General features: G+C 60.5%; 22 protein-coding genes. 5 read left to right on the top strand and 17 right to left on the bottom strand.

The annotated features are described in order from the left end of the window. Positions 1 to 31 precede the first annotated feature (31 nt). The 3 genes from ACXHRN_RS21030 to ACXHRN_RS21020 form a co-directional block, all read right to left on the bottom strand. Positions 32 to 2,248 carry a methyl-accepting chemotaxis protein gene (locus tag ACXHRN_RS21030; protein ID WP_488638247.1) on the bottom strand — a complete coding sequence of 739 codons (2,217 nt, stop codon included), beginning with the start codon at positions 2,246 to 2,248 and terminating at the stop codon, positions 32 to 34. 288 nt (positions 2,249 to 2,536) lie between these two features. Next, positions 2,537 to 4,033, bottom strand: coding sequence for an IMP dehydrogenase (guaB, locus tag ACXHRN_RS21025; RefSeq protein WP_488638246.1), 1,497 nt, complete (start codon positions 4,031 to 4,033; stop codon positions 2,537 to 2,539). Between the two features lie 181 nt (positions 4,034 to 4,214). Next, on the bottom strand, positions 4,215 to 5,915 hold the full coding sequence (locus ACXHRN_RS21020; protein ID WP_488638245.1) for a long-chain-fatty-acid--CoA ligase: 1,701 nt from the start codon (positions 5,913 to 5,915) through the stop codon (positions 4,215 to 4,217). A gap of 204 nt (positions 5,916 to 6,119) precedes the next feature. Between ACXHRN_RS21020 and ACXHRN_RS21015 the strand changes: the two genes are divergently transcribed. Further along, the gene (locus tag ACXHRN_RS21015; protein ID WP_488638244.1) at positions 6,120 to 7,211 is read left to right on the top strand and encodes a lactonase family protein; all 1,092 of its coding nucleotides are present in this window, start codon (positions 6,120 to 6,122) and stop codon (positions 7,209 to 7,211) included. Here the strand turns inward: ACXHRN_RS21015 and ACXHRN_RS21010 are convergent, their stop codons facing one another. From ACXHRN_RS21010 to ACXHRN_RS20990, 5 genes are all read right to left on the bottom strand, one after another. Continuing rightward, positions 7,212 to 8,171, bottom strand: a complete 960-nt coding sequence (locus ACXHRN_RS21010; protein WP_488638243.1) for a 2-hydroxyacid dehydrogenase — start codon at positions 8,169 to 8,171, stop codon at positions 7,212 to 7,214. Between the two features lie 11 nt (positions 8,172 to 8,182). Continuing rightward, a complete protein-coding gene (locus ACXHRN_RS21005; RefSeq protein ID WP_488638242.1) occupies positions 8,183 to 9,811 on the bottom strand; it encodes an ABC transporter ATP-binding protein in 1,629 nt (542 codons plus the stop codon). Beyond that, positions 9,808 to 10,914: an ABC transporter permease gene (locus ACXHRN_RS21000; RefSeq protein ID WP_488638241.1), complete on the bottom strand. Its 1,107-nt coding sequence runs from the start codon at positions 10,912 to 10,914 to the stop codon at positions 9,808 to 9,810. Before ACXHRN_RS21000 ends, ACXHRN_RS21005 begins: the two co-directional genes overlap by 4 nt. A 3-nt stretch (positions 10,915 to 10,917) precedes the next feature. Next, positions 10,918 to 12,009, bottom strand: a complete 1,092-nt coding sequence (locus ACXHRN_RS20995) for a microcin C ABC transporter permease YejB (RefSeq protein WP_488638240.1) — start codon at positions 12,007 to 12,009, stop codon at positions 10,918 to 10,920. Positions 12,010 to 12,161: 152 nt separating this feature from the next. Next, positions 12,162 to 13,982, bottom strand: a complete 1,821-nt coding sequence (locus ACXHRN_RS20990; RefSeq protein ID WP_488641966.1) for an extracellular solute-binding protein — start codon at positions 13,980 to 13,982, stop codon at positions 12,162 to 12,164. 249 nt (positions 13,983 to 14,231) lie between these two features. Between ACXHRN_RS20990 and mepA the strand changes: the two genes are divergently transcribed. Next, positions 14,232 to 15,254 carry a penicillin-insensitive murein endopeptidase gene (gene mepA / locus ACXHRN_RS20985; RefSeq protein ID WP_488641965.1) on the top strand — a complete coding sequence of 341 codons (1,023 nt, stop codon included), beginning with the start codon at positions 14,232 to 14,234 and terminating at the stop codon, positions 15,252 to 15,254. A gap of 20 nt (positions 15,255 to 15,274) precedes the next feature. Here mepA and ACXHRN_RS20980 read toward each other — a convergent pair whose 3' ends face one another. The 4 genes from ACXHRN_RS20980 to ACXHRN_RS20965 are packed head-to-tail and all read right to left on the bottom strand — an operon-like array spanning position 15,275 to position 19,816. Then, positions 15,275 to 16,243: an NAD(P)-dependent oxidoreductase gene (locus ACXHRN_RS20980; protein ID WP_488641964.1), complete on the bottom strand. Its 969-nt coding sequence runs from the start codon at positions 16,241 to 16,243 to the stop codon at positions 15,275 to 15,277. Next, entirely contained in the window at positions 16,228 to 17,397 is a 1,170-nt protein-coding gene (locus tag ACXHRN_RS20975; RefSeq protein WP_488638239.1) for an alanine racemase, read from the bottom strand. The genes ACXHRN_RS20980 and ACXHRN_RS20975 overlap by 16 nt, the downstream gene beginning before the upstream one ends. Continuing rightward, positions 17,394 to 18,677: a D-arabinono-1,4-lactone oxidase gene (locus ACXHRN_RS20970; RefSeq protein ID WP_488638238.1), complete on the bottom strand. Its 1,284-nt coding sequence runs from the start codon at positions 18,675 to 18,677 to the stop codon at positions 17,394 to 17,396. The genes ACXHRN_RS20975 and ACXHRN_RS20970 overlap by 4 nt, the downstream gene beginning before the upstream one ends. Beyond that, entirely contained in the window at positions 18,674 to 19,816 is a 1,143-nt protein-coding gene (locus ACXHRN_RS20965; RefSeq protein WP_488638237.1) for an MFS transporter, read from the bottom strand. The genes ACXHRN_RS20970 and ACXHRN_RS20965 overlap by 4 nt, the downstream gene beginning before the upstream one ends. A 194-nt stretch (positions 19,817 to 20,010) precedes the next feature. Here ACXHRN_RS20965 and ACXHRN_RS20960 point away from each other — a divergent pair, with 194 nt between their 5' ends. Further along, complete coding sequence (locus ACXHRN_RS20960; protein ID WP_488638236.1) at positions 20,011 to 20,652, top strand: TetR/AcrR family transcriptional regulator; 642 nt, start codon at positions 20,011 to 20,013, stop codon at positions 20,650 to 20,652. 15 nt (positions 20,653 to 20,667) lie between these two features. On the opposite strand, the gene ACXHRN_RS20955 is transcribed toward ACXHRN_RS20960, so the two are convergent. From ACXHRN_RS20955 to ACXHRN_RS20940, 4 genes are all read right to left on the bottom strand, one after another. Then, on the bottom strand, positions 20,668 to 20,937 hold the full coding sequence (locus tag ACXHRN_RS20955; RefSeq protein ID WP_488638235.1) for a hypothetical protein: 270 nt from the start codon (positions 20,935 to 20,937) through the stop codon (positions 20,668 to 20,670). 191 nt (positions 20,938 to 21,128) lie between these two features. Further along, a complete protein-coding gene (locus tag ACXHRN_RS20950) occupies positions 21,129 to 21,377 on the bottom strand; it encodes a DUF1127 domain-containing protein (protein ID WP_488638234.1) in 249 nt (82 codons plus the stop codon). Between the two features lie 199 nt (positions 21,378 to 21,576). Then, the gene (locus ACXHRN_RS20945; RefSeq protein WP_488638233.1) at positions 21,577 to 21,726 is read right to left on the bottom strand and encodes a YjiS-like domain-containing protein; all 150 of its coding nucleotides are present in this window, start codon (positions 21,724 to 21,726) and stop codon (positions 21,577 to 21,579) included. Between the two features lie 13 nt (positions 21,727 to 21,739). After that, positions 21,740 to 21,928, bottom strand: a complete 189-nt coding sequence (locus tag ACXHRN_RS20940; RefSeq protein WP_488638232.1) for a hypothetical protein — start codon at positions 21,926 to 21,928, stop codon at positions 21,740 to 21,742. Positions 21,929 to 21,987: 59 nt separating this feature from the next. Between ACXHRN_RS20940 and ACXHRN_RS20935 the strand changes: the two genes are divergently transcribed. Both ACXHRN_RS20935 and ACXHRN_RS20930 read left to right on the top strand, forming a co-directional pair. Further along, entirely contained in the window at positions 21,988 to 22,938 is a 951-nt protein-coding gene (locus tag ACXHRN_RS20935) for a LysR substrate-binding domain-containing protein (RefSeq protein ID WP_488638231.1), read from the top strand. A gap of 122 nt (positions 22,939 to 23,060) precedes the next feature. Next, positions 23,061 to 25,055, top strand: coding sequence for a CocE/NonD family hydrolase (locus ACXHRN_RS20930; RefSeq protein ID WP_488638230.1), 1,995 nt, complete (start codon positions 23,061 to 23,063; stop codon positions 25,053 to 25,055). On the opposite strand, the gene ACXHRN_RS20925 is transcribed toward ACXHRN_RS20930, so the two are convergent. Continuing rightward, the gene (locus ACXHRN_RS20925) at positions 25,056 to 25,466 is read right to left on the bottom strand and encodes an ACT domain-containing protein (protein WP_488638229.1); all 411 of its coding nucleotides are present in this window, start codon (positions 25,464 to 25,466) and stop codon (positions 25,056 to 25,058) included. Positions 25,467 to 25,474: the final 8 nt, after the last annotated feature.

Here is a 25,474-nt window from a genome sequence, read left to right as displayed (position 1 = left end):
GGGCATCTTATTGACCGATAGGTCGATCCGCTCAGAACTCTTCCCACTCGTCCGCGCTGACAGCGACGGCGGCACTACCGCTGCTGCGCATTTGGCGGACCGGCGAGGGTCTTGGCGCCGACGCAACTGGCTGTCGGGCAGGGGCACGCTGGACTGCGGGACGCACCTGCGCACCCTTGACCTTGAAGCGAGCGACCATATCAGAGAGGTTGTCGGTTTCGCGCGACAGGCTCTGGGTGGCCGCAGTCGTTTCTTCGACCATGGCGGCATTCTGCTGGGTCGCCTTGTCCATCTGGTCCGCGGACGAGGAGATTTCGCGCAGGCTGATCGCCTGCTCGTTGGTGCTCGATGTGATCGTGTTGACGAATACACTCATCTCGCCGACTTCAGCGACGATCTCGTTGAGCGATGCGCCCGAGGCGGTCACCAGCTCGACGCCGTGCTTGACCTGGGACGCCGACATGGAGATCAGTGCCTTGATTTCCTTGGCGGCGTCGGCCGAACGCTGGGCAAGGCCGCGCACTTCCGATGCGACGACGGCAAAACCGCGGCCAGCATCGCCGGCACGCGCCGCCTCGACGCCTGCATTCAGCGCCAACAGGTTGGTCTGGAAGGCAATGTCGTCGATCACGCCGATGATCGTATTGATCTGGCCTGATGATTGCTCGATCGCGGTCATTGCAGTGACGGCACTGGCGACGATCTCGCCGCCGCGCGAGGCCTTTTGCTGGGCCGCCGCAGCCACGTTCTGCGCCTTGCCGGCGCCGGTGGCGCTGTCGTTGACCGCACCGGTGACCTGCCCAAGGGCGGCAACAGTTTCTTCGAGGCTCGCTGCCTGGTGTTCGGTGCGCTTGGCAAGATCGTTGGATGCGGTGGAGATTTCCTGCAAGCCGGCGCGGATCGTGCCGACCGAGCCGACCACAGAGCCGATGACCTCTTCAAGCTGGGAAATGCTATCGTTGAACTTGGAGCGGATCGGCTCGAATTCGGCGGCGACCGCCGCATCGAGCCGGATGGTCAGGTCACCGGCGGCGAGACCGTCGAAGCCCTGTTCGACCATGTAGACAAAGGCGCGCAGGTCTTCTGCCTTGGCATTGTCGAGCGCCGACTGGCGATTGCGCTGCGCTTCCTGTTCCTGACGGCTTTCCAAAGCCACTCGCTCCAGCCGTTTGTTCTCACTGCCGGCTTCCTTGAACACCTGCACGGCCCGCGCCATGGCGCCGATTTCGTCGGCGCGATCCTGTCCGCGAATTTCCGCATCGAGGTCGCCATTGGCAAGCTGCGCCATCGTGTCGGTGATCTTGCGGATCGTGCCGGCCAACGAGCGGGCAAAGATCAGGAAGCCGAGCAGCGACAGCAATGACACGATGACAGTGCCGACGATCGTCGTCCAGACCGCAGCCTGGCTGGCGGCGACAATGGCAGTCACGTCGGACGCGATTTCGATCACGGCGATCTTGTCGCCGGAGAAGTTGGTCAGCACCTTGCCTTCAACGACATAGTCGTGGCCATCGACAGCGGTGCTTTGACGGCTTGTGTCACCATCATAGGCTGCCTGGATCTGTTCGGGGGTCAGGATCGTGTCGCCAGTGAATGTAGAGGACTGCTTTTCGAATTTGCCTTCCTTGAGAACATGGACAGCCACCTGCGCATCGACGGCCTTGGCGAGGGGCATAAAGTAATCGTTGGTAAGCTGCGTGCCGACATCAACGATGCCGACCACCTTGCCGTCCTTCAGGACAGGTGCGGATGCAAACATGCTGACCGCCTTGCGGCCGAGTTCTGTGCCCGCCATCAACTTGCTCTGTTCGATGGCAGCGACAATCATCTTGCGACGCCCCTTGAGGTCGTCACCGAACTTGTCTGGGGTGTGGACGCGGGCGACCGCTATGCCGTCGGCACTGCTGAAGGTGATGAGCTCCAAGCCGCCATTCTTGAAGACGTCGGGCAGGCTTCCTGCATATTTCGCGACGATCTTGTCGCGTGCATTGGAGAGGATCAGGTCGGCGGTATCCGGCTCGCCGGCCAGCGTCAGCGCAAGCGCAGATGCCGCGCGCTTCTGGGCGGTCATGTCGAATTCGATCACCGAGAGGTCCGTGTCGAGCTCCTTTTGCAAGGCTTGTGTATTCATCGCTGACTGGCGATACCATGCGAGGCCACCAATCGTGGCGCTGGCAAACAGCACTGCGGCAAATCCGTAGGCGGTGATCCGGACCCACATGGGCCGCTTGATATCCATTTCAGTCATGTCTGTCCCCGTCAGCCCGGCGTCGCAGGCGAATGATCCGTCCGGGTTCAAAAAGAGCAAATATGTTTAAAGTTTAAGTAAACCCGGCACCCCTAAATTGTGCATGTCACGACTGATGCGATCGGTCAGCATCTGCGCGAATCCTCACGAGCGCCGCGGACAGCCAATTTCGGCCCAGTTGCAGAGCACGGATCAAAAGTGCCAGAAGGACACTGTGCCTGAACAAACAAAAAGCCCCCACATCTTTGATGCAGGGGCCCTCTTTCAAGTCAAATTGCCGTCCAAGCCTTATGAGCCGCCCTGGTAGTTGGGGCTTTCGCGGGTGATGGTCACGCCGTGGGTGTGGCTCTCGCGAAGGCCGGCGCCGGAGATGCGCACGAAGGTTGCCTTTTCCTGGAAGTCCTTGAGGTCCTTGCCACCGACATAGCCCATCGAGGCACGCAGGCCGCCAGCGAGCTGATGGAGCACGGAAGACACCGGTCCCTTGTAAGGTACCTGGCCTTCGATACCTTCCGGCACGAGCTTCAGCGTGTCACGCACTTCGGCCTGGAAATAGCGGTCGGCCGAGCCGCGGGCCATGGCGCCCACCGAGCCCATGCCGCGATAGGCCTTGAAGGAACGGCCCTGGTAGAGATAGGTCTCGCCCGGGCTTTCGTCGGTGCCGGCCAGCAGCGAGCCGATCATGCAGGCAGACGCGCCGGCAGCGATCGCCTTGGCCATGTCGCCCGAGAACTTGATGCCGCCATCGGCGATCACGGGAATGCCCATCTTCGAGGCGACGTCGACGGCGCCCATGATCGCAGCCAGCTGCGGCACGCCGACGCCGGCGACGATGCGGGTGGTGCAGATCGAGCCCGGACCGATGCCGACCTTGACGGCGTCTGCACCCGCATCGATCAGCGCACGGGCGCCATCCGGAGTGGCGACGTTGCCGGCCATGATGCGGACGGAATTGGAAAGCTTCTTGGCACGCGTCACGGCATCGAGGACGCGCTGCGAATGGCCATGCGCGGTGTCGATGACCAGAAGATCGATGCCGGCATCGATCAACCGCTCGGCGCGCTCGAAGCCGTCATCGCCGACGGATGTGGCGGCGGCGGCGCGAAGACGGCCCTGTGCATCCTTGGACGCATGCGGGTTGAGCTGCGACTTCTCGATGTCCTTGACGGTGATCAGGCCGATACAGTGGCCGGCATCATCGACAACCAGCAGCTTTTCGATGCGGTGCGAGTGCAGCAGCCGCTTGGCTTCGATCTGGTCGACATTCTCCTTGACCGTGATCAGGTTCTCACGGGTCATCAATTCATAGATCTTCTGCGACGGGTCGGTGGCGAAGCGCACGTCGCGATTGGTGAGAATGCCGACGAGGCGGCCGGTGCGGCCAGCGCCGGAGGTCTCCACCACCGGAATACCAGAAATATGGTACTTGGCCATCAGTCCGAGCGCATCGGCCAGCGTCGCATCCGGTCCGATCGTCACCGGATTGACGACCATGCCGCTTTCGAACTTCTTGACCTGATGGACCTGCTCGGCCTGTTCCTCAGGCGTCAGGTTGCGGTGGATGACGCCGATGCCGCCGGCCTGGGCCATGGCAATGGCGAGGCGGGCTTCGGTGACCGTATCCATCGCTGCCGACAGAAGCGGCAGGTTGAGTTCGATGTCGGAAGCAATCTTGGTTGCGATATTGGTCTGGCCGGGCATGACTTCGGAATGACCCGGCTGCAACAGCACATCGTCAAAGGTAAGAGCTTCAAGCCCGGTGATCGTTTCGATGATGCGCGCCATGCCATGTTCCTTATATCGGCTCCGCCCGATGCGGGAAGCTCGGGGGACAGGAAAAACCTGTGGGAAGATGACGAGGGCTGGTACCATGTTCATTGTGCAAAGGGAACAGGGCAGCTCATGAAATTTCAATGAAATTTACGCATGGCTCCAATGCAGCAGGAGGGCAGATGCGCTGCCATGCCTATCCCCGCAACTCCTTCCGGAGTATCTTGCCGACATTCGATTTCGGCAGGCTGTCGCGGAATTCGATCTGGCGCGGGCGCTTGTAGTTGGTCAGCGATGTCGCGCAGAACGCCTTGACGGCCTCGGCGGTCAGCGTCGGATCCTTGCGGACGATGAACAGTTTTACGGCCTCGCCCGAAGCATCGTCGGGGATGCCGATGGCTGCGACTTCCAGCACGCCGGGATGCGCGGCCACCACTTCCTCGACCTCGTTCGGATAGACGTTGAAGCCCGAGACGATGATCATGTCCTTCTTGCGGTCAACGATCTTGGTGTAGCCCTGCTCGTCCATGAAGCCCATATCGCCGGAGCGGAAGAAGCCGTCCGATGTCATCACCTTCTCGGTCTCGTCGGGGCGGTTCCAGTAGCCTGCCATCACCTGTGGCCCGCGAATGCAGATCTCACCGACCTCACCGAGCGGCAGTGTGTTGCCGTCATCGTCGCGGATCTCGATTTCGGTCGAAGGCAGCGGCAGGCCGATGCTGCCGGTAAAGCCTGTCGCATCCAGCCGATTGACGGTGACGATCGGCGAGGTCTCCGAAAGACCATAGCCCTCCGAAATCACGCAATGGGTCACCGCCTGCCAGCGCTCGGCAACAGGTCGCTGGCAAGCCATGCCCCCCGACAGCGTCAGCAGCATGTGCGAGAAATCCAGCGTCTTGAAATCGGCATTGTTGGCCAGCGCATTGAACAGCGTGTTGAGGCCCGGAAACACATGGAAGCGATATTTCCTGAGCTCCTTGATGAAGCCGGGAATGTCGCGTGGATTGGGGATCAGTATGTTGCGTGCGGCCTCGTTCATGCCCATGACCATGTTCACGGTCAGCGCGAAGATATGATAGAGCGGCAACGGGCAGACGAAGGTCAGGTCGGCGGGCTTGCCCTTGAGGTCAAACATGGTTTTCAACCAGACCGTCGTCTGGGCCGCGTTTGAAAGCACGTTGGAATGGGTCAGCATCGCACCCTTGGCGACGCCGGTCGTGCCGCCGGTATATTGCAGGAAGGCGAGATCGCTGGGGCCGATATCGACGGGCTTGAAGGATGATCGGGCGCCTTCCACCAGCACGGTGTTGAACGACACGTGCCCCGGCAGGGCCCAATCCGGCACCATCTTCTTGACTCGCCGGACAACGAAATTGACGATATGGCCTTTGATGCCCAGGAGGTCGCCCATCGTTGCCACGACGACGGTCTTCACCGCCGTGCCGCCGATGGCATTCTGCACGGTGGCAGCAAAGTTCTCGAGCGCGAACAGCACGGTTGCGCCCGAATCGGCGAGTTGGTGATGCAGTTCGCGCGGTGTGTAGAGCGGATTGATGTTGACGACCACGGCGCCGACGCGCAGCACGGCCATGGCCACGACCGGAAACTGCAGGATGTTTGGATACATGATGGCGACGCGGTCGCCTTTCTTGACGCCCTTTGCCTGCAGCCAGGCCGCGACTTTGGTGGAGACTTCGCCGACTTCGCCGAAACTCATGGTCTTGCCCATGCAGGTGAAGCCCGGCTTGCTGCTGTTGTCGATGCAGGCTTTTTCGAACAGCGCACCAACAGACTTATGGGCCAACGGACCGATCTCGGCCGGCACGCTTTCGGGATAGGATTTTAGCCAAATCCGCGATGTCCTGATGTCGCCGCCAGCCGCTTCAACCAATGCCATAGTCTCCTCCATTCCGCCGGCGAACTCCCGTTCCGCCCGCAGACTCCCGTTTCTGCGTCGCCAGCAGGATGCGCAAATAACGGCGCCCCCGCAAGACAATTCACGAACTATCTTACTTTGACGTAAACGGCAATATGTCGCAGGACGCTTGCAAGATCGACAAAAACAGGAGAACAGAATCCTCGCGATTCAGAGGGATGACGGATGACCAATATTTTGCTCGCTGTAGCGGCCGGCGCAGGCAAGGACAGTGCGGGACATAAGCAGAAAGGCGGGATTCACCTCTACAAACTCGATCCCGCCAAGGGCACAGCACAGTCGGTACAAGGCAGTGAAGCCACGAGTTACCCGTCCTATCTTGCCTGGTCGGATGTCAAGTCGGCACTCTATGTGGCAGGTGAACTTCCCGAGGTGGATGGCCAGGTGACTGCACTCAAGCGCACAGGCAATCGGCTTGCCTCGCTCGGACACGTCGAAACTGGCGGCAATGGCGCGGTGCATCTCTGCCTCGATCGCAGCGGAAATTTCCTGTTCGCTGCAAATTACCAGGACGGCGACCCGCTCGATCAGGTCTCGGTGGCAGTCTTCCCGATTTTGGCCGATGGCTCTCTAGGCGTGATGACCGGTTCCGCCCGGCATGCCGGCCACGGTCCGGACACTGGGCGCCAGAGCCGCCCGCATTGCCACGGCGTGGCGATTAGCCCGGACAATCGCCTGCTGGCCGCCGTCGATCTCGGTACCGACAGCGCCTATTTTTATCGCTTCGATGTGACAACCGGCGCAATCTCGCTGGCCAGTCAGTTGCGATTGCCGCCCGGCACCGGCCCCCGCCATCCGGTCTTTCATCCATCTAGGCCGCTCATCTATATTACGGGAGAACTCGACCCGACATTGATGACGATCGCCTTTGAAAAGGATGGCGCCGCAGCCGAACTCATCACCTCGGAGCCGTCGACGCGCAAGACAGGCAATTTCCGCAACTACCCCTCAGGCATCGCAATCTCGCCGGACGGGCACTACGTGCTCGCCGCCAATCGCAACGCCGATACGATCGCCGTGTTTTTCGTCGACGCGCATAGCGGAATTGCCAAGCTCCGCGATGAAGTGGACTGCGGCGGCAAGTTCCCGCGCGCGATCCGTCTCGATCCATCCGCGCGACTTCTGGCGGTTGCCAACCAGAAATCGGACGGCGTCAGTATCTTCAGCTGGGATTTCTCGACAGGTAACCTGTCCGCAAAACCGACCGTCGAGATCGACGTGCCGATCCCGTTCGATGCGGTTTTCATCGACGGCTGATCAATAGCCCGCGTCGCGTGCCACGACATTTTCGAGCGGTTCGCCGCGCTCGAAGCGTTCGATCTGCCGCTGGACGGAGCCGAACAGCGCCGCGACATCCGAGTCCGCCGCCGAATGTGGCGTGAGAATGACGTTGGGCATCGTCCAGAACGGCGATGTATCCGGCAGCGGCTCGGTCTGGAACACATCGAGCGACGCGCCCTTCAGAGTGCCATTGTTGAGAGCCGCAATCAGGTCGCCCTCGACCTGGCTGCCGCCACGTCCGGCGTTGATGAAGACGGGGCCGCCGAGCGCGCCACCTTTCTTGAGCTTTGCAAACAGCTTGCCGTCGAAGATGTTGCGCGTGCCCTCGGTCAAGGGCAGCAGTCCGACGAGGATGTCGGTCTTGCCGAGAAACGTGTCGAGCCCGCTTTCGGCATGCATCTCGAAGTCATCGACGGCCTTGCCGCTCCTGGACCAGCCTATCACCTTGAAGCCCATGACCCCGAGCTTGCGCGCGGCGTCACTGCCGAGCACGCCCATGCCCATGACGCCGACCGTGAGATCGGCGGCTTCCGGTTGGGTCAGCGCATTCCAGATCTTCCGACGCTGCTGACGATCATAGGCGAGATGCTGGCGCAGATGCATCAGGCACTGCATCACGATCCATTCGCTCATCCGCGTCGTCAGCGTGTGATCGACGAAGCGTACCAGCGGCAGGTTGGGGAGGCCGGGCAGGGTGAGCACGTGATCGACACCGGCTCCGCCCGAGAAAAGTACCTTCAGATCGGTTGCGCGCGAAAAGAGATCATCGAGCGGCTTCCACAGCAGCGCATAATCAATGCCGGAGAGATCGCGATTGGCATGTTGCGGATCGGCACGGTTGATCACCTCGCGGCCGGGAAAAGCATGCTTCAGACCCTCCCGCACCTGGTCGGGATGGAAGCGTAGATCGACGATGATGGGGCTCTTGGCAGGCATGATAGGCGAACTCACTGATGGATGGATGGAGTTTTGACAGCTTCGATGTTGAAAGCCGCGGCCAGCAACGCCTTGGTATAGTCCTCCTGCGGCGTGGCGAACAGGGTCTTCGAGGAGCCCTGTTCCACGACCTTGCCATTGCGCATGACGATGATGTCATTGGCAAGCGCCCGCACCACCCTCAGATCGTGCGAGATGAACAGGTAGGCCAGGTCGTGCTTGACCTGCAGGTCGCGCAGCAATTCCACCACCTGCGCCTGCACGCTCATGTCGAGCGCCGAAGTCGGCTCGTCGAGCATGACGAATTTCGGCTTCAGCACCATGGCGCGGGCAATGGCGATGCGCTGGCGCTGGCCGCCGGAGAATTCATGCGGATAGCGATGGCGGGTTTCCGGATCGAGGCCGGTCTCAGTCAGCGCTTCCGACACCAGTCGGTCACGCTCGTCGATATTGATGTGTGGCTCGTGGATGCTCAAGCCCTCGCCGACGATATCTCCCACCGACATGCGCGGCGACAGCGAGCCATACGGATCCTGGAAGACGATCTGCATCTGGCGGCGAAGCGGCCGCATGGCAGAGAAGCTGGCGCCCTGGATATCGCGACCGACAAAGGCGATGCGGCCGCGCGAGGAGATCAGCCGGGTGATCGCCAGCCCAAGCGTCGTCTTGCCCGAACCGGATTCGCCGACGATGCCCAGCGTGTGGCCGGCCTTGAGCGAGAGATCGATGCCATCCACCGCCTTCACATGATCGGTGACCTTGCGCAGGAAGCCGGTCTTGATCGGAAACCAGACCTTCAGGTCCTGTGTCTCGACAATGATCGGCTTGGTGGCGTCCGATACCGGCGGCTCGCCCTTGGGCTCGGCGGCAAGTAGATGCTTGGTATAGGCGTGTTGCGGATTGGCGAAGATCTCGGCCGTCGGGCCGGTCTCGACGATCTTGCCCTTGGTCATCACGCAGACGCGGTCGGCGATCTTGCGGACGATGCCGAGATCATGCGTGATGAACAGCATCGACATGCCGTGCTCGGTCTTGAGCTTGGCAAGCAGTTCGAGGATCTGCGCCTGCACGGTGACGTCCAGAGCCGTCGTCGGCTCATCGGCGATCAACAGTTCCGGGCGATTGGCGAGCGCCATGGCGATCATCACGCGCTGGCGTTGACCACCGGACAGCTCATGCGGAAAGGCGCTCAGCCGCTTCTCCGGCTCCCTTATGCCGACCTGTAGTAGCAGTTCGATGACCCGCTTGCGCGCATCAGCCTTGCCGATCGGCTGATGCAGTTGCAGGATTTCGGCAATCTGCCGTTCGATCGAATGGAGCGGATTGAGTGACGTCATCGGCTCCTGGAAGATCATGGTGATGTCGTTGCCGCGCACATGGCGCAGCCGTTCGACACCTGTCTTCAGGAGATCCTTGCCCTTGAACAGGATCGCCCCCGAAGGATGGCTTGCGGCAGGGTAGGGCAGCAACTTGAGTATGGAATTGGCGGTCACCGACTTGCCCGAGCCGGATTCTCCCACCAGCGCCACGACCTCACCCTTGGCGATATCGAAGGAAACGTGATCGACGGCAATCGACGTCCCGCCGCCCTGGTGGAAGGCGACGGACAGGTCGCGCACGGAAAGCAGGGGATCGGTCATCCGAATGTCTTCCTTGGATCGAAGGCGTCGCGCACGGCTTCACCGATGAAGATCAGCAGCGACAGGATCAGCCCGAGCGTGAAGAAGGCGGTGAAGCCCAGCCACGGCGCCTGCAGGTTCGATTTCGCCTGGCCTACCAGTTCGCCGAGCGATGCAGAACCAGGTGGCAGGCCGAAGCCGAGGAAATCCAGCGAGGTCAGCGTCGTGATCGACCCAGAAAGGATGAACGGCAGGAAGGTCAGCGTCGCCACCATCGCGTTGGGCAGCAGGTGCCGCCACATGATGGTGATGTTGCCGACGCCCAGCGCGCGGGCCGCCCGGACATATTCGAAATTTCGTGCCCGGAGAAATTCCGCGCGCACAATGCCGACAAACGCGGTCCATGAAAACAGCAGCAGGATGCCGAGCAGGATGAAGAACCCCGGCGGCAGGATGGCGGCGATGATCAGCAGGATATAGAGCACCGGCATAGCTGACCAGATTTCGATGAAGCGCTGCATGATCAGGTCGGTGCGGCCACCGAAATAGCCCTGCACCGCACCGGCGATCACGCCCACGACGGCCGAGGCAAAGGTCAGCGCTAGCCCGAACAGGATCGATATGCGCGAGCCATAGATGATCCGTGCCAGTACATCACGCGCCTGGTCGTCGGTGCCCAGCCAGTTCATGTTGCCGAGCGTGCAGCCCGGATCCTTATCAGCGAGCGGGTAGCCTGCGCAGCGATCCTTGGCGTCCATCAGCCACCACGGTTCGGTCGGCGCCGAATGGGGGATATTGGAATTGACTGTGCCGTTGGAATAGCGGATCGGCGGCCAGATCATCCAGCCATGGGCGTTGATCTCGTCGCGGATATAGTCGGTACGGAAGTCGGTCTGCGCCAGGAAGCCGCCAAACTTGTCTTCCTGATAGTCAACTGCGAAAGGAAACAGCATCTCGCCCTTGTAGGAAACGAGGATCGGCCGGTCATTGGCGATCAGCTCGGCGCACAGGCTGAGCCCGAACAGAACGACAAAGATCCAGAATGCCCAATAGCCGCGTTTGTTCGCCTTGAAATTCTGCAAGCGGCGCTTGTTGAGAGGCGACAGGAATGGTCTTTTTGCCATCGCTCAGACCTCCCGCTTGTCGAAATCGATGCGTGGATCGACCCAGGTATAGATCAGGTCCGACAGCAGGCCGACCAGCAGGCCCATCAGCGAGAAGATGAAGAGCGTACCGAAGACGATCGGGTAGTCGCGCTTGAGCACTGCCTCATAACCCATCCGCCCCAGGCCATCGAGCGAGAAGATCGTCTCGATCAGCAATGAGCCGGAAAAGAACGCGCCTATGAACGCACCCGGAAAGCCTGCAATGACGATCAGCATGGCGTTGCGGAACACATGGCCGTAGAGCACCTTGTTTTCCGTCAGGCCCTTGGCGCGGGCCGTCACCACATACTGCTTCCTGATCTCGTCGATGAAGGAATTCTTGGTGAGCAGTGTCGTGGTCGCAAAGGAGGACAGCACCAGCGTCAGCACCGGCAGGGTCATGTGCCAGACATAGTCGAAAACCTTGCCGCCGATGCTGAGATCATCGAAATTATCCGAGACGATGCCGCGCAGCGGAAACCAGTTGAAGAACGAGCCGCCGGCAAACACGACGATCAGCAGAATGCCGAACAGGAAGCCGGGAATGGCATAGCCGACGATAATGACACCCGATGTCCAGACATCGAATGTCGAGCCATCCGAGACCGCCTTCTTGATGCCGAGCGGTATGGAAATGGCGTAGGAAAACAGCAGGATCCACACGCCGAGAGAGATCGATACCGGCATCTTCTCGATGATCAGGTTGAGCACGGTCTCATTGCGGAAGAAGCTCTCGCCGAAATCGAAGCGCGAGTAATTCCACAACATCTCGCCGAAGCGCTGATAGGCTGGTTTGTCGAAGCCGAATTGTTTTTCGAGTTTCTTGATGAGGTCGGGATCGAGCCCCTGCGCACCGCGATAGCGATCGTTCGTGCTGCCGGCGGTGTCGTTCATCCCCGTGTCGCTGCCGCCGCTGTCGAGCCGGTCGCCACTGTTGTCCTGTCCGGTCAACTCGGCGATGATCTGTTCCACCGGCCCGCCGGGAGCAAACTGCACGATGGTGAAGGATAGCAGCATGATGCCGAACAGCGTCGGGATGATCAGCAGAAGGCGCCGGAGAATATAGGCTCCCAAGTCAGGTCTCCGTCCGGATGAGGTGCGTCGCCGTCAATGCCAACAAATTCTCCAATCGTCGCGGCGAAAACAGCCGCATCGGCTGATTCGCATGCTTACAAACAATTCCAACCCGGCCTAAAGCGCAAGCCTTTTGCCAGCCTCGCGCAACCCTATTGCTTGGCCCACCAGATGGTCGGGAAGCCGACCGAGTAGGTCGGCAGGTTGGCGGGGCGCTCGAATTTATCCCAATAGGCCGTGGGTACCTGGCGGCGCGTATAGCTCGGGACGAGGTAGTGGTGGTGCAGCAATACCCGGTCGAGTGCGTGGACGGCGGCCACCTGATCGTCGCGCTTCACCGAAAAGATCACTTTCTGGATCAGCTTGTCGATGGCCGGATCGGAAACGCCCATCCAGTTGCGCGTGCCCTCGATGCCAGCCGCTTTAGAACCCCAATACTCCGCCTGCTCGTTACCGGGGTTGAGACTTTCGCCCCAGCCATTGTACATCACGTCGAAATCGCGCGTGCGAGCCCGTTCGGTGAATTGCGAGTCATCGACCGCCCGCACAGTGGCCGTCACGCCGATCAGCTTCAGGTTTGCGGCAAAAGCCAGTGCAACAGGCTCGATAATGGGCGAATTGAGCATGATCTCGAAGCTGAAAGCCTCGCCGGTCTTGCTGTTGACCATCTTGTTGCCGCGGATTTCGTAGCCGGCCTGCTTGAAGAGGCCGACCGCCTTGCGGAGATTGTCCCGCAGCTTCGTCTGGTCGCCCGCCACCGGGTTCTTGTATTCCTCGGTGAACACCGAAGGTGGCACTTCGTCCTTCAGGCTGTTGAGGATTTCGAGTTCCTTGCCCTGCGGCAGTCCGCTGGATGCCAGTTCGGTGCCATAGAAATAGGAACTGATCCGTTGGTAACTGTTGTAGAAGATCGTGCGGCGCAGCGTCTCGAAATCGAACGCGTAATTCAGTGCCTCGCGGACGCGCTGATCCTTGAATTTCTCACGGCGAAGATTGGGAATGAACCCAACCATCACACCCTGCGCGCGATAATCGTTTTCGAAGAGTTCGCGCTTGATCTTGCCCTGTTTCACTGCGGGAAAATCATAGGCGGTCGCCCAACGCTTAGCGGCGTTCTCCGTCCAGTAATCGGTATTGCCGCCGCGAAACGCTTCGAACTGGACGTTGCGATCGGAGAAATAGGTGTACTCAATCGACCTGAAATTGTTCTGGCCGACATTGACCGGCAGGTCTTTGCCCCAATAGTCGTCGCGGAGTTCGTATTTGATGGCCGAGCCGGGTTTGATCGAGGCGACCTTGTAGGGTCCCGAACCCATCACTGGCTCAAGCGTGGTTGCGGTAATATCGCGCTTCTTGCCGGCTGCGTTCGTGCCCTCCCACCAATGCTTCGGCACGACCAGCAACTGGCCCATGACGTTGGGAAGCTCGCGATTGTCCTTGAGGTCGAAGGTGAACTTTACCTCGGCATCGCCAACCTTCTCGGCTTTGGTGACATGCGCATAGTAGCTTGCCTTGCTGGGATCGAGTTCCTTGGTTTTGTCAAACGAATAGATCACGTCCTCGACCGTGACCGGCTGGCCATCGGCCCATTTCGCGTTGGGATTTATCCGAAAGGAAACCGAAGAGAAATCGGCGGGATAGGAAATGCTCTCGGCGAGCAGGCCGTAGCTCGAAAACACCTCGTCGGAGGATGCCTTCATCAACGTCTCGTAGACCAGGCCGACGCTTGCTTCGATATTGCCCTTGTTGGGCACCGGATTGAGCGTGTCGAACGTGCCGAGTTGCGACAGATGCAGGTCGCCACCCTTTGGCGCATCCGGATTGACATAGTCGAAATGTTTGAAGCCCGGCGGGTATTTCAGCTCGCCAATCGTGGAAATCCCGTTGGTCCAGGTATCGGCAAAAGCTGCGGTGGGAAGCACAAGGGAAAGCGCCAGCATCATTGTCGGCAGGCGTGAGAACTTTCCAAGCATGTGCAATCCCATCTCAATTTCCTTCTGCAAACGAATCCGTCGCTGATCTTATGTGAAAAAATCATCGTGGCAAATTTGCCGCTGGCGGCAAAGCAATTTTCGGACTGTTCATCGATTCACCAAAATTGGCGCTATCTGTGGTATGAAAAGCAAATCACTTTGTGCCGGCTTATCCGCCGGTTACGCTTGAAGGATGGCGAATTGAGATTCAACCTGTTTCGCATCGCGGCTGTCGCGCTCGGTCTGACAATGGGCGTGCAGTCCGCGTTTGCCGGCGATCCGATCCCCGCAAAGCAGCTGTTCGGCGCGGTGGAATTGCCGACCAGGGGCGACACGGCGTCGCTGGGTTTCTATGCCAAGGGTTGTCTCGCCGGCGGCGAAGCATTGCCGACCGACGGTCCGACCTGGCAGGTGCTGCATCCCTCGCGCAACCGTCGCTGGGGCAACCCGCGCATGCTGGCGCTGATCGAGAAACTGTCGCACGAGGCTCACGACCAGGATGGCTGGAATGGTTTGCTGGTGGGCGACATCTCGCAGCCGCGCGGCGGCCCAATGCTGTCTGGCCATGCCTCGCACCAGATCGGTCTTGATGCCGACGTCTGGCTGACACCGATGCCGAACCGCAAGCTTTCCTACCAGGAACGCGAAACGTTTCCGGAAAACTCGATGCTGCGCAAGGGCTCGCTCTATGTCGATCCCAACAAGTGGAGCAAGTCTGCTGCCAGCCTGATCATGCGGGCCGCGAGCTATCCGCAGGTCGAGCGCATTTTTGTCCATCCCGGCATCAAGAAGAAGCTTTGCGAGAGCTGGACCGGCGATCGCTCGCTGTTGTCCAAGGTCCGGCCTATGTATGGGCATCACTATCATTTCCACATTCGTATCAAGTGCCCGGCAGGCTCAGCCGGTTGCGACGACCAGGTCGACCCACCGTTTGATAGCGGCTGCGGCAAGCCGCTGGCCGATTGGTTTGCAAAGCTCAGGCCTCGTCCTGCGCCAAAGGTGGTGAAAAAGCCGACCAAGCCCGTAAAGCCGACATACCTGACGCTCAAGTCATTGCCCAAGGCTTGCAGCATGGTGCTGAATGACAAGGCAGTAACCTCGGTAGCAGCGGCCACATATGGCGCCCCGGCTGAGGCAACGGGTGAAGTCGCAGTGGCGGAAGCGGCATTTGCGGAGCCGACCATAGCGGAAACCACGGTGTTCCGGTCGATCGAGGACTTTTCAGAATTTCTGCCGAGAGGCGGCGTTCCGATCCCGCGTGATCGTCCCTAACTCCGGTTCGGCAAGGGCATTCAGCCTTTCTGCCGTGCCACAAGCTCGAGAAACAGGCCGGCATGGTCGAGCTCGCCGCCATCCATGTCGTCGACGAAATGCTTGAAGCGCTCGCGCTGCAGCTCTGACAGCGGCAGACTGAGACCAAGCTCGCCGGCTTCTGCCAGCAGGTTGTTGAGGTCCTTGAGCTGCAGGATAGAGCGGCCGCCGGGCACGAAATTCTCGTCGGCCATGCGCTTTCCGTGCTGCTGCAGGATAATGGAATCGGCAAAGCCGCCCTTCAATGCATCGCGAAAACGGTTCATGTCGGCGCCGGCTGTCTTCATCAGCAGCATGGCTTCGGCAACAATGCCGATCGTCGTGGCGACGATACCCTGATTGGCGAGCTTGGCGAGCTGGCCGGAACCCGATGGCCCAACCAGGATCGGCCGTCCCATCGCCGAAAGCGCAGCCTCGACAATGGCAAAGTCCGCCTCCGTGCCGCCGGCCATGATCGCCAGTGTTCCATCGGTCGCACCCTTCGTGCCGCCCGAAACCGGCGCGTCGATGGCCCCCACGCCATGGGCTGCGAGCAATTCGGCATGCGCGCGCGCTTCGGCCGGTTTGATCGAGCTCATGTCGACCAGCACGGCGCCCTTTTTCGCTGATCTGGCGACGCCGGCATCGTCCAGCAGTGCCCGTACAGCGTTGCCGTCGGAGACCATGGTGATGATGATATCGGCATTGGCGACGGCTTCTGTGACATCTGCAGCAAACCGTGCGCCATCGCCGACAAGCGCCTCGGCCTTATCGGGCGAGCGGTTCCAGGCGGTGACGGTAAAGCTGGCTTTCAACAGATTGCGCACCATCGGCGCACCCATCAATCCGGTTCCCAAAAATGCGATGCGTGCCGACATGTCCCCTCCGCGGATTGTTCGCCGAGAGCTATAGCAACCAAATGTTTGGGACGAAACCGCTTTGCGGGATTGATTTTCTAGCCGGTCGGCAATGGCTGCCAGCGATCGGTGATCTTGCCGCCCTGATAGACAAGGACGGCCCCAAAATACTGCAGCACGGCCTCGCTTTGCGTCGGCCTGAGGAAGACGAAATCGTCCTCTTTCAGTGTGCTATCCTTGGCCAGTGAGAAAAATTGCTGGTTGGAACTCGTGCCCCACAACGCGTTTTCGCGGAGATCGGAGGGGTAGGCGGGCTTTGCCATCCACTTGCCGCCATAAGTGAAACAGCCACGCGCCGGCAACTTGCCAAGCCGCTTCATCAGCGTGGTGAGGAATTCCGGACCCGGTAGCTTGGCCTCGACGATTTTCAGAGCAGGTGTGGCGATAAACACGGCAGGCGAGAGCGCGGCGAGTTCGCCGCCCTCGAAATCCGTCGTCGCCAGGAAACCGGAGCCCATCGAGAATTCATTGGCCAGCGTATCTCGCCCATAGCCAAGTGCAGTGTTGCTGCCACCGGTGTTGAGGATAACACGGCAATCCGAGGGGACGACATCAAGGAAAGCGGCAAATCGGGCGCTGACCTTTGTGCGCTCGCCCTTTGTGCCACCGGCAAACCCCGGGATTTTTGGCAGATGTGCCTCGTAGCCCATCAGCCCCTGGCATCTCATTCGTCCGTTGCCGGCAATCGTCCGCAGTGCTTCGGCCAATGCTGACGGCGCGGCAAAGCCGCCGCGATGCATGCCGATATCGATCTCGGCTGCGAAGCGGAAGGCGAGGTCGAACTCTTGTGCCACTTCCGCATAGGCGGCAAGGCGCACGGCGCTATCGGCCAGCAACGCGACGCGACGGCAGAAATCCTGCCGCTCGTCCGGCGTGCTCGCCTGCAGAAAATAGCGCAATGCGGGAGCCGGCATCGGTTTGCCGAACAGCACTTCAGCGTCCGGGAACGCCGCCAGCACCGCATGCGTGATCGGCAGGTGGAAGCTCATGACCCGCTTGGTCCCTAGCTGTTCCATCAGATGCGCAATTAGCGGCAGGATCGGCAGCGACTTGTCGACGATGCGGATGGGCATTCCAGGAGCGAGCTTGCTCTTCACGATGTCGATATTGGCGTCGAGCCTGTCCTTGTCGATGACCAGCGCTGGCTGCGCGCAGCCAGCCTCCCGGAGCGCGCGGTCGAGGGAGGCGTAATAGGTTTGATCGGTCATTCGATCCCCAGCAGGCGGCTGATATAGGGTGTGACGAAGCGATTGTCGGGATCGATCTCGCGGCGAACCTCCATCGCATCCTTGAAACGAGGATAGAGCTTGGCGAGGTCGAGGGCGGTGAGATTGTGCATCTTGCCCCAGTGCGGCCGCCCGCCGTAGCGACGGAAGATCGGTTCGGCGGCCTTCTGGAAAGCCAGCGGATCTTCCTTCGCATCATGATGGATGGCGATCGAACAGCTCGGACGCTTGTAGAACGGGCTGAGCCAAAAATTGTCGGCTGCGACCGTGCGCACTTCCATGGGGAAATAGACCTCGGGAAACAGGTTTTCCGTCAGTTGGATGATCTCCGCCAGCGCCTTCGGTCCTTCCTCCAGCGGCAGATGATACTCCATTTCATTGAAGCGGGTCTGCCGGTCGCTCGTATAGACCTTCAGCCAATCCTCGACGAAGTCCTCGCGCGGCAGCTTTTTCATCGCATTGCGGATCAGCCCGCGCCGCGCCCATGGCAACCACTTCAACCCGTTGCGCAACATCCGCAAGGTCTTGAGCCCCTCCTCGTCGTCCTCCGGCGGTCGATGGGTTACCGGCTCGTCTGTAATGTCGCTGGCGAGAAACATCGCATGGCCGGAAAACGGAATGAAGTAGAACTCGGCCGAGCGATGGGCCAGCATCAGGTCGTGGAAATTGGCGAGCATGTCCTCGATCGGCAGCACCCAGCGACGCTTGTGCATCCGATAGCTCGGCAGGTTGTTGAGCGTCACCTCAGTAAAAATGCCGAAGGCACCGAGGGTTACGCCGATCGCCTCGATCATCTCGGCATGATCGGTACGGTCATAGCTGCGCACGCCGCCGCGGCCATCGACCAATTCAACGCGTTCGACGAGCGTGTGGTATGCACCGAGCTTCGAGCCCGTGCCGTGGGTGGCAGTGCCAAGCGCGCCGCCGATCGATTGCTTGTCGATGTCGCCCATATTGGCCAGCGCCTGGCCGATGCCCTGCAGCGCAGGCGTGAGCTCGCCGAGGCGGGTGCCAGCACCGAATGTGGCCTGGTTTTTTCCCGCGTCATGCGACCGCAATCCCGAGATATTGTCCAGTGATACGATCGTGCCGGCGCTTGGCACCAGCGGCGTGAACGAGTGACCGGAGCCGACCACGCGCACCGGACCGGGCGCAGTACGAACCACGCCTTGCAACTCTTCAACAGTGGCCGGCGTGGAGCGGTTTGCGGGATTGGCGGTGACGAAGCCCGACCAGTTGGTCCATGAGGCAGGCGTGGTCATGCTTGCAGCTCCTTGCCGCGCCGACTGGCCAGTACGAGGCCGAGCAACAGCAGCAGGCTGACGAATGCGCATCCCGCCGCAAACCATGTGACCGGCCGGAAATTATCTGCCTGGATGAAGGCAGCAGCACCAGCGGGCCCGATTGCCGCGCCGAACAACTGGGCGGCCGGCACCAGCAAGGTCGATCTGCGGCTGGGGTCGATTTCCACTGCCATGGCGATCTGCCAGGGCACGACGAACAGCCAGAGAAAGCCGGTCGCCAGCGACAGTACCCAGAACAATGTTACTGACGGGCCGGAGGCAAAGCCAAGGCTGATCAACACGGCCGCAAACGCAGCGCCGCCAATGACGATCGGAAAGCGCAGATGGGGTTCGAGGAAAGTCGCGCTCATCGCGCCGCATACCTGCACCAGCAGCGAGGCGGCGACGATGATGCCAACCGTTGCCGCGTCGATGCCGTTCTGGCCGCCGATCGGCTCCAGAAAGGCCCAGATTGCCCCGATGAACAGATAGAGCGTGAAAATCACTAGCAGCGCGATGGCCGGCTTCCCCCAGCCTGCGGCTCTTCCGGCGATTTCGACGGGCTTGGGCAGGCTGCCGTAATCATTCAGCAGCATCGGCACGGCGAGCAGCGGCAACAGGCTGGCAGCCGCAAGCAGATGAAAGCCGCCGGCGGATCCGAATTTCGGCACCACGATCAGCGCCAGGATTGCCGCCAGGATGCATTGCGCCAGCGTTTGCAGAATGACGAACCAGCCACCATGCCGTCCGGGCGTGGCGCTGCGGGCGATCAATTCGACAGCGATGGCAATCAGCCCGCCCTCGAGAAGTCCGGTCACGCCGCGGATAATGGTCAGCGATGTTGCGCCATCGGCGCCTGCGGTCAAGTAATTGCCGGCGGCAGCGCCAAGCAAAAGCACGATGGCCTTGAGGCGCATGTGCCGTGCGGAAAACAGCAGTGCCAGCAGCGCCGAGCCGATGCCGATCGCCAGCATTTCCACCGTGGCCATCAGGGCCAGGCCATCGAAAGTGACGCGATTTTCGTTGAGAAGCGCGCCGAGCAGCACAGGCTGCAGTCCGAGAATTAGGGTGCCCGTCGATCCGATCACCAGCGCTGATGGCAATTGTTGGCCCGACAATGCTGTCTTCGTACTTTGATTACCCACGCCCATGGGTGCATTTTCTTGCATAAGTGTTCCCCGCACTTGCATTTTTAAATGCGCCCGCACATCAATGTTCTTATATATTGTATAAGCACGGGCACATGGACAAAATCTGACACTCGATCAGATTCATGTCAATGGCTACATTGCAGGAAAGGCCGGACTGCGAAATGCCTCAACAAGAGTCGGTGCTCAGGCGCCCCCCCAAGCAGGAACGGAGCCGCGAGCGGGTGGATGAAATTCTGGGTGCGGCCAAGCGCCTGATCGGCGAAAAGGGCATCGATGCGGTCAAGATGCGGGAAATCGCGGGTCTGACCGGCGGACCGATTTCCTCGATCTATCAGTATTTCCCGAATAAATCGGCGATCATCGCGACACTCTATAACCAATGGTCGTCCGAGATCATGGAGGTGTTGAAACAGGCGCTCGCCGGTGTTCGGGATCTCGACGAACTGTTTGCGGCGACAGCGGCATTGCTCGACTTCTACTACGAGCGGATAAAGTCCGATCCGGCGATCCTCGACCTGATCAATGCCACGCTGGCCGACAAGGCGCTGAAGAATATCGACATATCGGAGACCCGCAGCCAAACCGCCTATTTTTGCGAAATCGCAAGGCCCTGGATCGCCGAAAGCCGGTTCGATGCCTTCAACCGGGTGACATTCATGATGTTCCAGCTCGCCAACGGCGCTGTGCGGATGGCACTTGCCGCCAGCAGCTCCGAAGAGGCCGAGGCAATCCTCTCCGATTACAAGATGATCATCCGGGTACAGCTCAACGATTTCGTCCGCGACAACGCGGCCACTGCCTGAGGCTCGGGCGCGCGCTCAGTCGCGCCAGTCTTTCAGCGGATTCTTCCGCGCGCGCATCAGGACCAGTGCGACGTCTTCGCCATGAGGGCTTGCCAAGGCCTGTTCGAAGTCGAACCGTGTCAGGCCGATATCGGCAAGCAGATAGTCGTCACGGCTCGCGAGGTCTTTCAGCATCGCTCGGTCGGCGCGCTTGGTCTGCATGCGGTCGAAACGGGCGAGGATGCGAGCCAGCAGGCCCGTACGTGCTGCGCGGCATGTGCCGCTGGCATTGTTGGAATAGATCATGTCATTCTCCTTTGCTGGCAGCGCTGATAGCGCCCATGGGAGATGGGATCGGTTCCTGAGGCAACTCGGCCCAGATTTGGCACGTGTGCCGGGCTTGGCCGACGCCCCAGGGCTCCAGCGCGGAAATGCGAGCGACCGGCAGTTCAGGGAACTAGCGGGCCGTCTCAGGATGTCTGGCCTCATGGCGTTGCTCAGCGAGAACGGCTGGCCTGGATGAGAGCGATCATCGGGTCTTCTGTTAGCGGCGCCGAACCAGCGATGATGAGATCGTCGCGGCTAAGGCCGATGTCTCTCAACATGTAGTCGTCGAGCGCGTTGAGATGCTTGAATTCCCGGCGAGCCTTGATCAAGGCGGCGAATGACCGCGCGACGTCTGCGATCCGCGAGAGGAAAGTACCGGCATGACCGGCAGCGATCTGGGTTTCATGGGTCATGGTCATGTTTTGCTCCTTTGCAAAGGCTGATCTTTTAGGGCCTTTGCGCAGTGCGGGTTGTTTCGTTGGTAACAGTTTCCAGTTTTGGGACAGAACGCCCGCACGATTGTTGGAAAGAAAAAACCCGGCCGGTTGCTGGGAGGCAACGGACCGGGCAAGAAGCAGGGTTGCTTGGCTTTAACCCTGCGGGGAAACTCGGGAGCGCCTAGAAGCGCTTGATGCCACGCAGCGGGTTCAGCCGCGCGCTGATCAGGTGGTGCGACGGGTCGACGCTGAACGGCAGGTCCAGTGCCGCCCTTATGTCGCTGCGCTTCAGGCCGATATCGGCGAGCTGCGCATCGTCGAACTCATTCATGTTCATCACTGCTCTACGGCTGCGCCATGCGCGCACTACCGCGGTCAATCGGCTTATAAGCGTCGACAGGCCAAAATTTGACAACAGTTCTTCTCTGCCCGCTGCTGCGCAAACGGGCGCTTGATCTAGCATAGACATCGATTTTCTCCTTGGCCGCCGCGAACGCGACGTGTTCGATGATCACAATATTAAAAATAATCATTGATCAGTCCAACGAATGTTTCTAATGATAATCATCAAACTCTCTTATGGGTGGGAAACATGCCCGCGCCTCTCGATATCGACCAGTTGCAGACCTTCGTGGCGATTGCCGACGCGGGTAGCTTCACCAAGGCAGCGGACCGCGTCTTCAAGACGCAGTCGGCCGTGTCCATGCAGATGCGCCGCCTCGAAGAGCGCATTCGCAAGCCGCTTTTCGTCAAGGACGGACGGGGCAACCGGCTGACGCCCGAGGGCGAAAAGCTGTTGAACTATGCACGCCGGATGATCCGCCTCAACAACGAGGCGGTTGCAGCCTTCGACGACAATCGTCTCGAGGGCACGCTGCGCATCGGCACGCCGGACGATTATGCCGACCGCTACATGCCCGAGATCATCCAGCGTTTTGCGCGCTCGCATCCTAATGTCGAGCTCTACATCGTCTGCGAACCCTCGGTCGACCTCGCCGAGAAGATGGGCCGTGGCGAACTCGATATCGCGCTGGTCACCCACAATCCACTGGAGCGCGAATCTGAAGTCGTGCGCACCGAGCCATTGTGCTGGGTAACCTCGGCCAATCATCCGCTGCCGGAAAATGCACCGGTACCGCTGGCAGTGGGCCGTCGTGATTGCCAGTGGCGTAGGCTCGCCTGCGCATCGCTCGACGCCGTCGGCCGTGAATACCAGATCCTGTTCACAAGCTGGTCGTCGACCGTCGTTGCCTCCGCAGTGCTTGCTGGCATGGCCGTCTCGGTGCTGCCGGAATCGGCGCTGCGCACCGGCATGAAGGTGCTCGGCCAGCCCGACGGCTTTCCGCCACTGGCGCCCGTGCAGATCGGCATCATGAAGCGGCCGGGCCTTTCGACCTCGCTGACCAATGCCATCACGGCCCATATCAGCGCCTGCCTCGACAACATCACGCCGTCCAATGTCGAGGATGAACTCGACCGCGACGTCAAGGTCTGGCCGCGTATGCCGCGCCTCAAGGCCGGCCATATGCTGCCGGGCTGGTAGGGCGTTTTTGGGCTGTATTTAAGCCGCAATCTGCATGGCAAATATTGAGGGTTAAACTAAGGTGAGGTGGGCAGCTTTGCGCCCATCGACTTCTGCATGTCCAATTTCCCGAGAGTACCGATATGACCGACCGTACCTTCACCACCATTGAAAACCAGTGGATCACCCTGAAGGACGGCACCCGCCTCGCCGCCCGCATCTGGATGCCCGACAATGCGGAAAACGATCCCGTGCCGGCAGTGTTCGAATTTCTCCCCTATCGCAAGCGTGACGGAACCAGCCCGCGCGACGAATCGACCTATCCGGTCTTTGCAGCCGCTGGCATCGCCGGCGTGCGCGTCGATATCCGCGGTTCGGGCGAATCCGATGGCGTGATCGATGGCGAATATACGCCGCTCGAACTTGCCAATGCCGTTGAGCTGATCGAATGGATCGCCGCCCAGAAATGGTCCAACGGCTCGGTCGGCATGATGGGCATTTCCTGGGGCGGGTTCAACTGCCTGCAGGTCGCCGCCCTTCGCCCAAAGGCGCTGAAGGCGGTGATCTCCATCGCCTCGACGGTGGATCGCTACAATGACGACATCCACTACAAGAACGGCACGCATCTCTCCGCCCAGCTTTCCTGGGCCGCGACCATGCTCGCCTATCAGTCGCGTTCGCCCGATCCCGAACTCACCGGCAATCGCTGGAAGGAGATGTGGCAAGAGCGGCTGGAGGCCGAACCCTTCTTCATGGAAGAATGGCTTCAGCATCAGCGCCGTGACGAGTTCTGGCAGCATGGCTCGATCGGCGACAATTTCGGCGATGTCGAAATTCCGGCATTGGTGATCGCCGGCTGGGCCGATGGCTATCGCAACACGCCACTCAAGGCGGTCGAAGGCCTGGGCTCCAAGGCCAAGGCCATCATCGGCCCCTGGGTGCATAAATATCCGCATTTCGCCTGGCCCAAGCCGCGCGCCGATTTCCACGGCGAGGCGATCCGCTGGTGGAACCGATGGCTGCGTGGGGAGGAGAATGGCGCCGAAAACCTGCCGCAGGTGCGCGCCTACATCATGGATGCAGTCAAGCCGGCTGCCCGCCGCGATTTCGATCCCGGCTTCTGGATTGCCAAGGATGAGTGGACAAAGCCGGCGGGCGATCATTTCCACGTCGATGTCGGCGGCAAGCTCGCGCACGGTGCCAGCCGGGGTGCAGGCGGTGATGTCTTCCTGCGCTCGCCGCTCGATACGGGCACCCATTCCGGCGAGTTCTTCACGCTCAAGCCGGATGCCGAAATGGCGGTCGACCAGCGCGGCGACGATGCCGGCTCGCTGGTGTTCGAAACCGCCGAACTGACCGAGGCGCTGGACTATCTGGGCCAGCCGGTCGTCAAGCTCACTTTGTCGTCGGATGCCGAGCTTGCCAATCTCTGCGCCCGCATCGTCGATGTACATCCGGATGGCTCGTCGCTGCGCGTCTCGTTCGGCGTGCTCAACCTCGCGCATCGTAGTTCCAATGCGCATCCCGAGCCGCTGGTCCCCGGTAAGAAGACCGAAATCACGCTGGTGCTGGATGCCTGCGGCTATCGCTTCGAACCCGGCCACAAGATTCGGCTGTCGCTGTCGACGGCCTATTGGCCGATGATCCTGCCGCAGCCCACCGATGCTGGCCTGACGATCGATGTCTCGTCGATCGATCTCGCGCTGCCGAAGCTGGGCGAAGCCGACAGGATCTCCATGAAGGAACCGGAAAATCCGTCACCGCTGCCGGATTATATCGAGCACCATCCGGGCGTGACACGCCGGGCCGTGACGCGCGAATTGTCGCTGGCGCGCACGGACTATCTCATCCACGAAGATACGGGCGTTCACGAGCATCCCGGCACGGGACTTTCGACGCGCCAGCTGCGCGAGGAGCTGTGGTCGATTTCCGACAACGATCCGACCTCGATGACCGGACGTTCCGTCTGGACCTGCGACATGTCGAGGCCGGGCTGGTCGGTCCGCACGGTCTCGATGGCGAAGATATCCTGTACGAACACCGAATGGCTCATCAGCGCCAGCGTGCTCGCCTATGAGGGGCATGAGCAGATCTTCGAGAAGACCTGGGAAAAGACCGTGCCACGCGACATGATGTGATCAGGCGGCGGTGCTTCGCATGCTCAGGTCGCGAAGTGCCTCGACTGCCCGTTCGGCATCAGCTGACGGCACGAAGATGTGGTCGTGATAAAAGGCCGCGACCACATTGGCGCTGATGCGGTGCCGGGTAAGCTCCGTGGAAATGGCTGCGGTCAGGCCCACGGCTTCCAGCGACGAATGAATCGTCAGGCTGATGTGCCGCATCGGTGCGCTCTTCGGGCAATCGAGGAATGCGGCCAAGGACACTTCGAGGATCAGCGTCCGGCCTTCTTTCTCGATGAATGTTGCAAGCGGCACAAAATCCCCGCCCAGTATTTGGCCCCGGGGAATCGTGCAGAACAAGAATTCACCCGGCTGTAACTTGGGCTCCATGCTGGCGAGCAGGACATTGAGGTCTGTCACGCCTGTCATCGGTTCTT

The sequence above is a fragment of the Shinella sp. OV683 genome, assembly GCF_057787725.1.
This window is presented reverse-complemented; position numbering and strand designations above follow the sequence as displayed.

Bases quoted from the DNA above. Each gene is read 5' to 3' on its own strand.
- ACXHRN_RS21030 (WP_488638247.1), bottom strand. From the start codon at position 2,248: ATGACTGAAATGGATATCAAGCGGCCCATGTGGGTCCGGATCACCGCC.
- guaB (WP_488638246.1), bottom strand. From the start codon at position 4,033: ATGGCGCGCATCATCGAAACGATCACCGGGCTTGAAGCTCTTACCTTT.
- ACXHRN_RS21020 (WP_488638245.1), bottom strand. From the start codon at position 5,915: ATGGCATTGGTTGAAGCGGCTGGCGGCGACATCAGGACATCGCGGATT.
- ACXHRN_RS21015 (WP_488638244.1), top strand. From the start codon at position 6,120: ATGACCAATATTTTGCTCGCTGTAGCGGCCGGCGCAGGCAAGGACAGT.
- ACXHRN_RS21010 (WP_488638243.1), bottom strand. From the start codon at position 8,171: ATGCCTGCCAAGAGCCCCATCATCGTCGATCTACGCTTCCATCCCGAC.
- ACXHRN_RS21005 (WP_488638242.1), bottom strand. From the start codon at position 9,811: ATGACCGATCCCCTGCTTTCCGTGCGCGACCTGTCCGTCGCCTTCCAC.
- ACXHRN_RS21000 (WP_488638241.1), bottom strand. From the start codon at position 10,914: ATGGCAAAAAGACCATTCCTGTCGCCTCTCAACAAGCGCCGCTTGCAG.
- ACXHRN_RS20990 (WP_488641966.1), bottom strand. From the start codon at position 13,982: ATGCTTGGAAAGTTCTCACGCCTGCCGACAATGATGCTGGCGCTTTCC.
- mepA (WP_488641965.1), top strand. From the start codon at position 14,232: ATGGGCGTGCAGTCCGCGTTTGCCGGCGATCCGATCCCCGCAAAGCAG.
- ACXHRN_RS20975 (WP_488638239.1), bottom strand. From the start codon at position 17,397: ATGACCGATCAAACCTATTACGCCTCCCTCGACCGCGCGCTCCGGGAG.
- ACXHRN_RS20970 (WP_488638238.1), bottom strand. From the start codon at position 18,677: ATGACCACGCCTGCCTCATGGACCAACTGGTCGGGCTTCGTCACCGCC.
- ACXHRN_RS20960 (WP_488638236.1), top strand. From the start codon at position 20,011: ATGCCTCAACAAGAGTCGGTGCTCAGGCGCCCCCCCAAGCAGGAACGG.
- ACXHRN_RS20955 (WP_488638235.1), bottom strand. From the start codon at position 20,937: ATGATCTATTCCAACAATGCCAGCGGCACATGCCGCGCAGCACGTACG.
- ACXHRN_RS20950 (WP_488638234.1), bottom strand. From the start codon at position 21,377: ATGACCATGACCCATGAAACCCAGATCGCTGCCGGTCATGCCGGTACT.
- ACXHRN_RS20945 (WP_488638233.1), bottom strand. From the start codon at position 21,726: ATGAATGAGTTCGACGATGCGCAGCTCGCCGATATCGGCCTGAAGCGC.
- ACXHRN_RS20940 (WP_488638232.1), bottom strand. From the start codon at position 21,928: ATGATTATTTTTAATATTGTGATCATCGAACACGTCGCGTTCGCGGCG.
- ACXHRN_RS20935 (WP_488638231.1), top strand. From the start codon at position 21,988: ATGCCCGCGCCTCTCGATATCGACCAGTTGCAGACCTTCGTGGCGATT.
- ACXHRN_RS20930 (WP_488638230.1), top strand. From the start codon at position 23,061: ATGACCGACCGTACCTTCACCACCATTGAAAACCAGTGGATCACCCTG.
- ACXHRN_RS20925 (WP_488638229.1), bottom strand. From the start codon at position 25,466: ATGACAGGCGTGACAGACCTCAATGTCCTGCTCGCCAGCATGGAGCCC.